Raw genomic sequence first — 12,972 nt, 5'->3', positions numbered from 1 at the left:
ATCATACCGGTGGTCAGGCGACGCCGGTGAGTACCGTGCGGACGGTTGAGCCGTGGCGTCCCTTCGTGACTTGAAGTTGGGCGCCGATCCGCTGCTTCATCTCCGCCACATGGCTGACCAGGCCGATCACCCGGCCGCCGTCGCGCAGCCCCTCCAAAGCATCCATGACCTGTTCGAGGGCCTGCTCATCCAGGCTGCCGAATCCCTCGTCGACGAAGAGCGTTTCGATGTCCACGCCGCCGGCTTCGGCCTGGACGACGTCGGCCAGTCCCAAGGCCAACGCGAGCGAGGCCATGAAGGACTCTCCGCCGGAAAGGGTCGCGGTGTCGCGCCGCTGTCCGGTCCATTCATCGCTGACGTGCAGGCCAAGTCCGGATTTTTTGTTCCCGGACTTTGAGTCGTCGTGGACCAGGGTGTACCGCCCGTCAGTCATCGCGATCAAGCGTTCGGTAGCTGCGGCCGCGATCTGTTCCAACCGGGCGGCGAGGACGTAGGTGGTCAGCGTCATCTTTCGTTCGTTCTCGCCCAGTCCTCTCACCGTGTCCGCCACCGATTGCAGCAGTTCGTGCCGTGCGGCAATGGGTGCCAGACGGAGTTGTTCCTCGTCGAAACGACGGCGGTAGGCGGCCAGTTGTTGCTGAGACGCTGCCAGCACGCCGTGCCGCACCTGGAGCTCTCGCACCGTGCGGTCCAAGGCCCCGGCTTGATCGCGTGCCGCGTCCAATTGCCCGGAATCCGGCAGGGATTCTCCGTTCTCGAGGGCGGCGCGGGCGCGGACAACGGGTTCCGAGCTCTCCAGCACCGCCAGCCGCTGACCGGCCTTGAGGTAGGCAGTGTGGCGCTGCTCCAGTGCCTGTAGCTGTGCCGGCGCCAGCAGCGAGACCCTGGCGTCATCTTCAGTGGTGAAGTTGGATCGGTCGATCGCTGAGGCGAGCTCTCCTTCGGCCTGATCCAAGGTGATGCTGCAATGGCGGTGCTGGGCGAGGATCTTGAGGGCATCGGCCAGGAGCCGGTCCAGTTGGGACAGTGACGCCGCATGCTCGTGCAGGCTGCCCCCGTCGGGCAGCGCCTCGCGCAGCTTCCGTTCCAGCTCGTCCGTGCGTTCCCTCTCCGCCTTGAGCTCGGAATCGGCGCTGGCCTTTGCCACAGCCAGGGCCGAGAGCTCGCGCGCGATCTTTTCGAGCTGCTGCGTCGTAGCGGCAGAACGTTCCTGCAGCGTGCGGCGCCGGTCCCGCACCGCTACCGCATGGTCCAAGCTGGCCCGGGCGGTTGCCACGGCCGCGGCCGCTTCCGCTGCATCGGTCGCTCCGCCTCGGGAAGCCAAGTTGGACAGCTCCTGTTCCAGATTGGCGCAGGCTTCGCGTGCTTCGGAGTACCGTGCTTCGGCGGCAGCATGCTCCTGGCGGGCTGCGGCTTCCTGCTCGCGGGTGATCAGCTGGCCGGAGGCGGCTACTGCGGGTTGCGGATGCTCGGTGCCGCCGCATACCGGACAAGGGTCTCCCTCGGCAAGGTTGGCCGCCAGCTCGGCTGCCGCCTGGTCCAAACGCTGTTCCAGCAAGGACAGCCAGGCTTCCTTGCGTTCGAGTTGCCGGGTGTGCGCTGCATCGCGGCTTGCGCGTGCAGCTTCCGCCTTGGCTAGACAGGCGGTGTGGTCGGCCACCGCATCCCGGATGCGCTGCGCCTGCTCCAGGCGCTCCGTGAGCAGTTCCACGTCCGGTGCCTCGTCGAGTGCAGCCAGTTCATCCTGCAGCCCGCGGCCGGTGGCGGCGAGTTGTTCGTGGTCTGCGGTGGCAGCAGCCAGATCCTGCGCCAGCTGCGCCACACGCTGTTCGAAACGTTGCACGTCGGAACGGGAGGCCTGCAACCGCTGCTCTTCGGGCAGCAATGACCGGATTCGTCCAAGCTCACTGGCAAGCCGGTCCGACGCCTCGTCGAGCAGCGTCTGTCCGGAGAGGTCGGGTTCCGGACGGCTGGGAACGAAAGCCGGATAGAGCGGATGCGTCTCGGCCGCATCGATTCGGTCCATGAAGTCCTTCGCCGCGCGTTCCATGGCCAGCGCGGCCTGGTCGCGATGACGGATGGGCGCGGCCAGCAGTTCCGCCGACCGGTGCGCTGCCAGCGTTTCGGTCAACTCGGCTTGGCTGTCAGCGGCATGGCGGTGCTCTAAGGAAAGCTTTTCCAGTTCCGCCAAGGCCGCGTGATCGGCCACGGCCCGCTCGCGCCTGCCGATGGTTTCCAACAGCCGGCCCAGGTCTTCCTGTCCGCGGTTGGCAGCGCCTTTCACCGAGGCGGCGGCGGAGCCCACTGACGACTCGTAGGCAACAAGCAGGTCCCCGGCAGCCAGCGACGGGTCCGGCATGTCCTCGGCAGCCAGATGGCGCGCTGCTTCCTCCGTTGCCCGTTCCAGGAGTTGATCGGCACCCGCTAACGCGGACTGATAAGCCGACCGCGCGTTCGCTGCCTCATCTGCCAGCGTCTGCTCCACCGCCTCGTAGCGGTCGGTGGCGAAGAGGCGCTGCAGCAGCGGCCGGCGCTCTTTGGCGTCGGCCCGCAGGAAGGCAGCAAAGTCCCCCTGCGGCAGCAGGACTACCTTGGTGAACTGTTCCAGACTCATTCCCAGCACCGACAGCAGTTCCGCGGCCGCCTCGTCGTTGCGGCTGCTCTTCTGGACCCACACGCCATTGACCTTCTCGCGTAACAGGGTGTGCGCCTGCTCCGTCACCGACCCGGACCGGGCACGGCTCGACGGGCGCTCCCACTGCGGGTTGCGGGTCACTTCGAAGCGGCGGCCACGAGCGGAGAATTCGCAGACGACTTCGGGGGCCGTCTCCGGTTCGGCGTGGTCGCTGCGCAACCGCTTGCCCTGCTGACGCGCTCCGGGAACGGACCCGTACAGCGCAAAACAGATGGCGTCCAGGATACTGGTCTTGCCGGCACCGGTCGGGCCGTTGAGCAGGAACAATCCCTGCGAGCTGAGTTCGTCGAAGTCGATGGATTCCCGAGCCGCGAAGGGCCCAAAGGCTTGTACTTCCAGCCGGTGGATTCTCATGCCGACACCTCCGCTGCCTGTACTGCCTGCAGCGCTTCCGCCAGCAGCGCCCGTTCGGCATCGTCGGCGGGCCGGGAACGTACATGCTCCAGGAAACCGCAGCAGACCTGCAGGTCGTCCTGCGCTTTCGCGATCCGCTGGCTGTAGCTCATGGTGTCCCGCCGGGATCCGGAGGCTGGCTCGAAGCTCAGCACCAAGGTGTCCGGAAAACGTTCGCGCAATCGCTCCATCGCCTTCAGCGGCCGTTCATCGTCGGTCAGGGTGATCTGGCAGTACGCATCCTCCGCCCACGCGTGGTCCGCGGATTCCAGCAGGTCCTGCATGGTCCCCTTGAGCACGGCCAGCCTGCGCCTGGCGGGCCAGGACACGTTTTCAACGGTGCTGAGCCCGTCCGCCGTGAACTCGAGGATGATGCCGCCCTTTTCATGCCCGGCCTCTGAGAAGGAGTACGGCAGCGGCGAGCCGGAGTAGTGCACGGTGTTGCTCAGGGCCTGCCGTCCGTGCAGGTGTCCCAGCGCCACGTAATCAAAACCGTCAAACAAATCCAGCGGAACCGCCCCTACTCCCCCGATGCTCAGGTCCCGTTCGCTGTCCGAGCTGATGCCGCCACTGGCAAACGTGTGCGCCATGATCAACGAATGGACGGGACCGCCGGCCTGCCGTTGTGCCAGATCGGCATGGATGCGGTCCAACGCCGACCGTGTCACGGCGGTATGGCTGGGGGCCGCCGCCCCGAGCTCCTCAGCGCACATCCGTGGTTCGAGGTACGGGATGCCGTATACGGCCAAGGTGGCCCCGCCAAGGTCCAGCTCCACCGGATCTGCAAGCTGGTCCAGCCGGGTGCGGATATGCACACCGCCATGGGCCAGGATGCCGGATCCAAAACCCAACCGGCTGGCCGAATCATGGTTGCCGCTGGTCATGATCACCGTGGCCCCGATGGCACGGATGCGCGACAAGGCTTCGGAAAAGAGGTTGACCACATCCACGCCGGGCAACGCGCGGTCATATACGTCGCCGGCGATCAGCACTGCATCGATGTCCTCGTCACGCACGGTTTCCAGGAATTGGTCGATGAATCCGCGCTGCGCCTCCAGCATCCCGACGCCGTGGAATGAGCGGCCCAGGTGCCAGTCGGACGTGTGCAATAACCTCATGCTTCAAAGCTAGCCGCCGGCCAGGACAGTTTCGGACAAGCGCAACGGCACGCCCCGGAATCGGGACGTGCCGTTGTGCCTGCAGCTTGGGGTCAGTCGGATTCCGGGCGGGGCCGGTTCGGCTTGCGGTCGAAGAAATCGCGGGCTTCGGCCGCGCCCTGGTCGTCCGCCGGCACCGGCGCGTCCGGCTGGTCCTGCACCGCGGTGTTGGGAACATCACCTCGGCCGCTCTCCCGGACGGCTGTCGCGCCCTCCACAGGTGCGGCTGCCGACGCCACCGGGGCACCGCCGTCGTCAGCGGCTTTGCGCGCCTTGGGAACCATCTCAGCGCTGCGGTACAACAGCCCGGCGATCAGGGCACCGAGCAGCGGAGCCACCCAGAACAGCCACAGTTCGCCCACCGGGCCACTGCCGGCGAAGTACACCGCGGCGGTGGAACGGGCCGGGTTCAGGCCGGCGTTGGAGATCGGCAGCATCACCGCGGTCAGCACGGCGAAAGCAGAGCCGACCGCGTAGGGTGCGCTGCGCAGCCGGTCGCGGGCCGAGGTCGCTCCCAGGTAGACGGCCACCAGCAGGCCGGTCGCGATGGTTTCGGCCAGGAACACGCCGGCCATGGAGAAGCCCAACTCGTCACCGCTGGCGTAGCCGTTGGCGATGGATTCGAAGACGCTGGTCGACTGCGCGCCGGCCGGATGGCTGCCAATAATGACCCACAGCACCACGGCTGCCAGCGACATGCCGACCAGCTGCGCCAGCACGTAGGGCAACACCGCTTTCCAGGAGATGCGGCCCGCGAGCGCACTGCCCAGCGTGATGGCCGGGTTGAAGTGCCCGCCGGAGATGTAGCCGAACGCGAGCATGCCGGCAATGACCGCCAGGCCGAAGCCGAAGGGAACGCCGAAAGCGCCCTGCGGATTGAACATGCCGATCCCCAGCGCACCGAAAAACAGCAAGAACGATCCTGCCACTTCCGCGCCAATCCGGACCGAGTAGCTGCGTCCTTCCCCGAGCCGGGGCGGGACGTCGGGAACGGCGGGAGCCGATGCCGCCGGGTGGGCTGCTGCCATGGATACTGTCCTTCTGCCGGGCCGGCAGGACGCCGGCGATTGACTCAAAACTACTCCACTCTGTCATCGGGGTCTGGGAGAACCCTGAACACATCCCGAAAGCGCAGTCGGGCAAAATGTCAGTCTGCACGCCTAAGCTAATAATCGTGATCACCGATGCCCCGCTCCCCGGTTCCCGGTCCAATGACCCTTCGCCTGCTGTTCCGGACTATCCCTCGCGGGTACGCGGCTGCCTGCTCGGCGGCGCGCTCGGCGACCAACTGGGGGCAGCCGTTGAACTGGACTCCTTCGACCTGATCGCCGGGCGGTTCGGAGCCGACGGCCTGCGCGACTTCTCCCAATTGCCGGAGCCGGGGCATTTCACCAGTGACACGCAGTTAACGCTGTACACCCTCGACGGCTTGACCGAGGCTCTGGAGTGGGCCAACAGCGGCACGGCCGCGGACGAAGCTGCCTGCCTCTGGCTCGCCTACCTCCGCTGGTACACCACGCAGGAAGGCCGCTTTCCGGACCAGGCTCCTGAGCCGCTGCCCCGCTGGATCGACGGCCAGACCGTGCTACACGCGCGGCACGCACCCGCCGAGGCCTGCTTGTCCGGGCTGGCCACCGGTGAGATGGGAACCCGGGCCCGTCCGATTAATCGGGACGCTCAAGACAGCAGCTCCGTGACCCGTTCCGCTCCCTTCGGACTGCTGCCGTTCGTCGACGACCAGACCGTTCAGCGGCTGGCTACCGACGGCTCTGCCCTCACCCACGGGCATCCGGCCGCGCACCGCAGCGCGGCCACCTTGGCGACGTTGATCCGGCTGCTGGTGCATGAACAGGCGACCCTGCCGGGCGCCGCCGTCGCCATGCTGGCCCGCGCCGAGCACGATGCCGCGTCCGCCGAACTGGCCGGCCGCTTGCGCGCAGCGGTCGAACTCTCCGCCCAGGGCCCGGTGGCACCTGCCGACCTAACCGCGGCACTCGGCGACGGCCGGTCTGCTGAGGAAGCCCTGTCCATCGCCCTCTACGCGGTCCTGGCTACGGCGGACAGCACGACGCCGGAGCAACACTTCCGCAGGGCCGTCGCCACGGCGATCAATCACGACGGCGACAGCAACGCGACCGGCAGCATTGCGGCAAGCCTCTTGGGCGCCCATTACGGTGAAGCTGCGCTGCCCGGCGACTGGCTGGCAGCCCTGGAGGGACCAGACGTCATCCGCGGCATGGCCGACCGCTTCCTGGCGCAGACCCAAGGCTAGGCATGGCCCACAACCCGGCCGCCCTGGGCCGCCAGGACGGGAAGACGATCGTCGTGACCGGCGCCAATGCCGGCTTGGGCTATTTCGCCAGTGAGCAACTGGCCGCGGCCGGCGCGACGGTGGTGATGGCCGCACGCAACGAGGCCCGCGGCCGCGCGGCCATGGAAGCAGTCCGCAATACGGTGCCCGGAGCAGACGTGAGGTTCCAGAAGCTGGACCTTGCCAGTTTGGACTCGGTCCGGCAAGCCGCGGAGGAACTGGCCGGCCTTGAGCGAATCGATGCCCTGCTGGCCAATGCCGGAGTCATCGGTTCCCGGGAGCTGCAATTCACTGACGATGGCTTCGAACTACAGTTCGGCACCAACCATCTGGGCCACTTCGCTTTGGTTGCCAGGCTGATGCCTAGCCTGACCCACAGCCGCGGCCGCGTGGTGCATGTGGGCAGCATCAGCCACCGCTGGGTACGCCCGGACTTCCGCCGGGCCGCTTTGCCGGCGAAGTACTCCAGCTACCGGTCCTACGCCCTGTCCAAGCTCGCGGTGATGAGTTTCGGTTTCGAACTGGCGCACCGGCTGGACGCAGCAGGCGCACCTGCCTCGTCCGTGGTGGCGCATCCGGGATATGCCCGGAAGTACTTCACGCCGGACAGGCCGGGTCTCCGGCTCTCCCAACCGGCCACCCGGCAGCAGCGCCTGCTGTTCGGTCTGCTGGCACAGGGCAAGGACGCCGGAGCGTGGCCGTTGGTGCATGCGACGGCCGGCGACGAGGTTCGTAACGGCGACTATTGGGGGCCCGACGGACGCTTCCAACTGACAGGGCGCCCCTCCGTCGTTGCGCCGCAGCGGCATGCCCTGGAACGCAATGCTGCCTCCCGGCTGATCGACCTGTCCGAGGAGCTCACCGGGGTCCGTCTGCGGGTCTGACTGGCGGGTGCGGCCGGTCAGGGGCTCACCGAGGTCCACCTGCAGGTCGACGAGCGGCTGCGGCCGGCCGGGCGCTGCCAGTCAGGCGCTGTGCGCAGGCCAGCGGCCGCCGATCATCTGCAGGAACTCGCCCTCGGACAACACCTCGATCTGCTGGCCCTTGTCGTGCAACTGCAGCACCTTGTGGGCCTTGGCCGTGACCCGGCCGCTCTTGAGATCCGAAGCGACGAAACCGTCTCCGACCACCAGTACCGTGGTTTTGCGGGTCACGTTGCTGGCCGGTCGCGCACCCAGTTCGGCCGCGCGGTTCTTGGCCTCCTGGCGGGACAGGCCCAAATTGCCGGTGAAAACCACGGTCTGGCCGTACAACGGGTGGGAGTCGTCGGCGTCCTGGTTCGGCTCGGGGTTGCTGCCCTCGTCCGGCCAGTACGTCCAGGCAGAGGACGGCGCCGCTCCCCCGGCGGAGGCCAGCGTTTGGCGTTCCAGTGCCGTCCTTGTTGGTTTCGAGACAGCGGCCGTTCCGTGGATATAGGCCTCGAGGCGGGTGGTGCGCAACTGCATCGCTGTGAGCAGGTCAGGAATGCTGCCTGCGAAATTTCGGCTGGCGATGTCGATCATGATGCCGGCGCAGGCGCGAGCGTCCGCCACGGCGTCGTGGTGGTTCAGCAGCGGCACGCCGGCCGCTTCCGCCACGAACGGAAGCGAGTAGGACACCAACGAGTAGCTGCGCCGTGACAGGATGACGGTGCAGGCGTAGTCGTAAGCCGGGCCGGAAAGTTCAGACACTTCCAAGGCCGACCGGATGACCCCCATGTCGAACGCAGCATTGTGGGCCACCAACACGTCGGAGCCGATGAAATCTGCCATGTCCGCGAACAGTTCCCCGAAGCGGGGCTTTCCGGCAACCATGCCTGCGGTAATACCGTGGATCTGGACATTCCGCGGATCGAAGTGGTCGAAGCCGTCCGGCGGGCGCATCAGCCATGAGGCTTCCTCGACGATCCGGCCGTCACGGACCTTGCTCAAGCCGACGGAGCATGGCGAGCCCCTGAACCCGTTTGCCGTCTCGAAATCGATCGCCGTGAAGTCAATTGCCACGGATCCACACTAGGTGATGACGCGGACAGTTCCGGTCCACCAACACGCAGTACGGCGGCTCCCGCTTGCTATGCGGGAGCCGCCGTACTGCCGAAGTTGCGAGCGTTGATCGGGTCCTGGATCAGGGGGTCGCGCGGCGCAACGTCAGGTAGGACCCGCCAGCCAGAACCGCGCAGAACAGCGCCGTCCAGCCGGAGACAGTCAGTGGTGTCTGGGCGACGAACCACTGCCCCACCACCGGCCACCATCCCTGCCAACTGGTCAAGCCCAGCAGCCCGATGAGGACCACAGCGATGGCGATCCATGTGACCAACATCCCGGTTGCCTGCCAGCGCTTGTAGATGGTGGCGAACCAGAAGCCGATCATGAACAGCGCCACCATGGCGATGAAGTAGAACAGGATCTGCACCACCGCGTGCTCATTGGCGATCCAGTCCAGCGCGTAGAGCTGTCCGTTGAAGCCCCAGCCATTGGTGGCAACTTCCACGAGGCCCAGCAGGTAGTAGAGCACGCTGATGGCCAGCGCCACCGTAGCGAACAGTCCCACCGTGCCGATGTAGAAGGTCCTCCGGCTGACGCTCATGGCCTGTGAGAACGGGAAGGTGAGCGTCAGCGACTGGATGCCCAGGGCCAGGAAGTACCACATCACGGCCTGTGAAGCGCCGGAGTAGAACGTCTCGCCACTGGCCGGAATCATCGCCCAAATAGCCAGGGTTACCAGGAAGGCCGCGACCATGATGATGGCCGGGATCCCCAGGAACGTCCACTTATTGATCAGCTGCATGCGCGCTACGTTGACGACGCGGTTCATTTCAGGACCTCCAGTTCGGAGTCGGTCTCGAGGGCAGCATCGGTTGCTGCCATGGTCTTGCGCACCACCAGTTGCTGGAGCGACACCGGGGCCAGTTCCAGTCCAAGATCGGCCGCTTCGGCGCGCTCGGCACTGGTGAGCCGGCCTTCGACCGTCCAGGAAGCCAGCGAGCCCAGTGATTCGCGGTGCAGCACCTCGCGGCCGACAGCGAAGGACTGGACGGCAGAAGCGTTGCCCGCCACCGTGACGGCGGTGCCGCGGACGGCCTCGGCGTCGTCGTCCATGATGATTCGGCCGCGGTCGATCAGGACCACATGCTCCAGCAGGTTCGCCACTTCATCGATCAGGTGCGAGGAGAGGATGATGGTCCGCGGATGCGCTGCGAAATCCTCGACCAGCCGGTCGTAGAAAATCTGCCGGGCCACGGCGTCAAGCCCCAGGTACGGTTCGTCAAAGAACGTCACTTCCGCGCGGGATGCCAGTCCGATGATCACGCCGACGGCGGAGAGCTGGCCCCGTGAGAGCTTCTTGATGCGCCTCTTGAGCGGCAGTTGGAACTCCTCGACCAACTGGTCGGCGAAGCTCTGGTCCCAATTCTTGAAGAACAAAGATGCGGACTTGAAAGCCTGCCGCGCGGTGAAGTCGTCCGGATACTTCTGCGATTCACGGATGAAGCAGATCCGGGACAGCACGCCGTCGTTCTCATAGGGGTGCTGGCCAAAGACCAGTGCTTCACCACTGCTCTGGAAGCCCTGGCCGGTGAGCACCGACATCAAGGTGGTCTTGCCGGCGCCATTGCGGCCCAGCAGGCCGTAGATCCGGTTGCCTTCCAGGCGGAGGCTGACGTTGTCCAACGCCGTCGCATCGCGGTACGTCTTGGTCACCTGCCGCAGTTCTATGGCGGCGGGTATGGTCGGGTTGTTCATCGGGACACGCTTCCCTCTGTCATGTCGCTGGTGGACTCGGTGCGGTTGAGCATTTCTGTCAGCTGTGCGGTGCTGATGCCCAGTTTTCGTGCCTCCCGGGTCATCGGCTGGACGTACTCCCTGAAGAAGTCGTCGCGCCGTTGGGCCACTAACCGGGAACGGGCGCCGGCTGCTACAAACATGCCGATCCCCCTCTTCTTGTACAGAATCCCGTCATCCACTAGGCGGTTGACTCCTTTTGCCGCAGTGGCGGGATTGATCCGGTAGAAAGCGGCGAACTCATTGGTGGACGGCACCTGACCCTCTTCCGCCAGCACCCCGTCCACGATGTCGTTCTCGATGAGCTCCGCTATCTGCAGGAAGATCGGCCTTGAATCGTCGATCACAGCCGCTCCTTCCACGGCCCCTACACCGGTTATTCGGTGGAGGGGTTAGTTACTGATGTAGCTAACCATACAACCTTGGAGTCTCTTGTCAAGCAGTGGGGGGTTGAGTGGGGCCAGTTGGAGGGGCGCGACGTCGGCTGGCGGGGCGCGGCGTCGGCCCCGGCGTCGGTGGCGGCGTCGGTGGCGGCGTCAGCCACAGCGTCGCCGGGGCGATCGTCAGATGGACTCAAGAAGCGCACCTGATCTGCAGATACCACTAGTCACGACCACCCGGGACGCGGGCCACCGGGCTGGGGTGTGGGATGTTGGCGCGCTGCTGGCTGTGACGGGGCGTGGGACGCCAGCTTGCTTGATGTCGATGAGACGCATCCACCGCAGGCGCGGCGTGTCACGGCAGGCGGCATCCGACAAACAGCAGGAAGGAGGTGTGTGAACCTACGCTCAGCGCAGCGGCAACGCGTGAAAGCCGCTCAGAAGGGGCGGGAAGGGTGCATCGGCTTCAGCCGCCGCAAGGCAGGATCGCTTCGCGCCAGGTCAAGAACCCCAGAAACAGGCGCGTGCAGCGACGGCGGGTTACTAGCTCCTGCGGTTGCGGATCTTACGGATCCTGGTGGTGACCCAGTAGAGAACCGCGAGAACGACGACGACGATGACGATCTTTTGGAAGATGCCCGCGTACTGCTCGACGATGTGCCAGTTCTCGCCTAGATAGAAACCAGCGAACACGAAGATGGAGTTCCAGATCAGGCTGCCCGCACTGGTCAGCAAGAGGAACTTGGTCACCGGCATGCGTTCGATGCCCGCGGGGATGGAGATCAGGCTTCGGAAGATCGGGATCATCCGCCCGAAGAACACAGCCTTGTAGCCGTGTCGGCCGAACCATGCCTCGACCTTGTCCACGTCCTCCAGGTCGACCAGCGGAAGCTTTGCGGCGATGGCGCGCATTCGCCTCCGGCCCAGCCAAGCCCCCAGACCGTACAGCGCCCAAGCGCCGAAGACCGAGCCCAGCGTGGTCCAGAGCAGTGCCTCGATAAGGGTGAAACTCCCGCGGCTCGCCGTGAAGCCGGCCAGCGGAAGCACCACCTCGCTGGGCAGCGGCGGGAAAAGGTTTTCCAGCGCGATGGCCAGTCCGGCCCCGGGGGCACCGATGGTCTCCATCAAGCCAACAGCCCAGTCGGCTACACCGGTGAGTGCACTGGAATCACCAGAAGCTTGTGCGGGAATGGCTGACAGGGAGGAAAAGGTCATCATGCTCATCGCCTACAAGTCTGCCTTACTGTGCCCCATAGTCCGAACCGTGATCGGCTCACCGAGCACTCAGAATCGGGCTCAGACTGGAGGCAGCCCCGCCTGTCAGCCACGATGGCTTAATAAGGCCTCGTCCGAATGCTGTCTTGCACGGGGCACCAACCGCGAGTGTTGTCACCACGCCGCTCTTTGCGGTCAGGCTGCCGGGCGGATCAGTTCGTCCCTAGGGATGCGGACGACCGCCCAGCCACCCGTGGCGCCGATGTCAGGGCGGCCCGCGTCGAGGGCACCCGCTTGCCGCAGGGCGGTCTCCACCAAATGCAGCGGCTCCGGTGCGGTCCGCTGGCCCCGCCGCACAGCAGTTGCCTCTTGCACCCCGGCTGCCTGTACGGCGGGCCGTCCCGGCGGCGTGCCGGGCAGGGGCGGTGAGGTGCTGGTGTAGGTGTGGCCGGTCGGGGCGGTCGTCTGCACGCTGTGCCGTGGCCCGTCGATGGGTGTGGCGGTCCAGCCGTCGGCTTCTTTGGCCTGGTTGCAGCGTTCACACAGTCCGTGCCCGTTGGCCAGGGTGGTGGGCCCGCCCTCGGCCCAGGCGACGATGTGGTCGATGTGCCGGATCGGCGCGTCGCACCAGGGACTGCCGCAGACCGCGTCCCGGGCCAGCACCATCCGCCGGATCCCGTCCGGGAACTTCCGGGCCTTCGAGTCCATGCCCAGCAACTGCCCGGTCCCCGGCGCGGTGTAGAGCCGCCGGATCCAGACGTCCTCCACCCCGCCGACCTTCAGGTTCCGCAGCCGCTCCTGCCGTGCCGTCTCGCGGGCGGTCTGCCAACCCGGCTCGGTCCCGGCCGGCGGAGCTTTCACCCCGAAGCCGCCACCCGGCGGCCCGGCCGAGCGTTCTCCGGACGGGTCGCGCTGCCCGAAACTGCTGTCCGGCGGCCCCTGCTGCCCGCCTCCCGCACCAAACGGCACCTTTTGCCGGACGGCGTCACCCGGCGGGCCGGCCAAGCATTCGCCGGGCGGGCTTTGGCCTGCACCGGTTCGGCCGGTTCCGGTTGGTTGGGGT

Annotated in this window: 11 protein-coding genes; 2 read left to right on the top strand and 9 right to left on the bottom strand. The window is 66.4% G+C overall.

The features are described 5' to 3' along the window. Positions 1 to 13 precede the first annotated feature (13 nt). The 3 genes from ACMX2H_RS07100 to ACMX2H_RS07090 all read right to left on the bottom strand — a co-directional run bounded on the left by ACMX2H_RS07100 (position 14) and on the right by ACMX2H_RS07090 (position 5,273). Positions 14 to 3,049: an AAA family ATPase gene (locus ACMX2H_RS07100; RefSeq protein ID WP_414959838.1), complete on the bottom strand. Its 3,036-nt coding sequence runs from the start codon at positions 3,047 to 3,049 to the stop codon at positions 14 to 16. Then, positions 3,046 to 4,206: an exonuclease SbcCD subunit D gene (locus ACMX2H_RS07095; protein WP_414959837.1), complete on the bottom strand. Its 1,161-nt coding sequence runs from the start codon at positions 4,204 to 4,206 to the stop codon at positions 3,046 to 3,048. The genes ACMX2H_RS07100 and ACMX2H_RS07095 overlap by 4 nt, the downstream gene beginning before the upstream one ends. A gap of 92 nt (positions 4,207 to 4,298) precedes the next feature. After that, positions 4,299 to 5,273 carry an MIP/aquaporin family protein gene (locus ACMX2H_RS07090; protein ID WP_414959836.1) on the bottom strand — a complete coding sequence of 325 codons (975 nt, stop codon included), beginning with the start codon at positions 5,271 to 5,273 and terminating at the stop codon, positions 4,299 to 4,301. 146 nt (positions 5,274 to 5,419) lie between these two features. Between ACMX2H_RS07090 and ACMX2H_RS07085 the strand changes: the two genes are divergently transcribed. Beyond that, positions 5,420 to 6,517: an ADP-ribosylglycohydrolase family protein gene (locus tag ACMX2H_RS07085; protein WP_414959835.1), complete on the top strand. Its 1,098-nt coding sequence runs from the start codon at positions 5,420 to 5,422 to the stop codon at positions 6,515 to 6,517. Positions 6,518 to 6,519: 2 nt separating this feature from the next. Next, on the top strand, positions 6,520 to 7,440 hold the full coding sequence (locus tag ACMX2H_RS07080; RefSeq protein WP_414959834.1) for an SDR family NAD(P)-dependent oxidoreductase: 921 nt from the start codon (positions 6,520 to 6,522) through the stop codon (positions 7,438 to 7,440). Positions 7,441 to 7,521: 81 nt separating this feature from the next. Here the strand turns inward: ACMX2H_RS07080 and ACMX2H_RS07075 are convergent, their stop codons facing one another. The 6 genes from ACMX2H_RS07075 to ACMX2H_RS07050 all read right to left on the bottom strand — a co-directional run. Continuing rightward, entirely contained in the window at positions 7,522 to 8,538 is a 1,017-nt protein-coding gene (locus ACMX2H_RS07075) for a 3'-5' exonuclease (protein ID WP_414959833.1), read from the bottom strand. Between the two features lie 121 nt (positions 8,539 to 8,659). Further along, positions 8,660 to 9,349, bottom strand: a complete 690-nt coding sequence (locus ACMX2H_RS07070; protein ID WP_414959832.1) for a hypothetical protein — start codon at positions 9,347 to 9,349, stop codon at positions 8,660 to 8,662. Next, positions 9,346 to 10,275 (bottom strand): ABC transporter ATP-binding protein, encoded by a 930-nt coding sequence (locus tag ACMX2H_RS07065; RefSeq protein ID WP_414959831.1) that lies wholly within the window; start codon positions 10,273 to 10,275, stop codon positions 9,346 to 9,348. Before ACMX2H_RS07065 ends, ACMX2H_RS07070 begins: the two co-directional genes overlap by 4 nt. Next, complete coding sequence (locus ACMX2H_RS07060; protein ID WP_414959830.1) at positions 10,272 to 10,661, bottom strand: GntR family transcriptional regulator; 390 nt, start codon at positions 10,659 to 10,661, stop codon at positions 10,272 to 10,274. The genes ACMX2H_RS07065 and ACMX2H_RS07060 overlap by 4 nt, the downstream gene beginning before the upstream one ends. Positions 10,662 to 11,237: 576 nt before the next feature. Then, a complete protein-coding gene (locus ACMX2H_RS07055; protein WP_414959829.1) occupies positions 11,238 to 11,918 on the bottom strand; it encodes a DedA family protein in 681 nt (226 codons plus the stop codon). A 186-nt stretch (positions 11,919 to 12,104) separates the two neighbouring features. Then, the coding region (locus tag ACMX2H_RS07050; protein WP_414959828.1) for an HNH endonuclease at positions 12,105 to 12,972 on the bottom strand (868 nt) is incomplete at its 5' end.

It is taken from the genome of Arthrobacter sulfonylureivorans, assembly GCF_047607445.1.
GTDB lineage: Bacteria > Actinomycetota > Actinomycetes > Actinomycetales > Micrococcaceae > Crystallibacter > Crystallibacter sulfonylureivorans_A.
The sequence above is the reverse complement of the archived record's forward strand: the minus strand, read 5'-3'. Positions and strand labels throughout refer to the sequence as shown.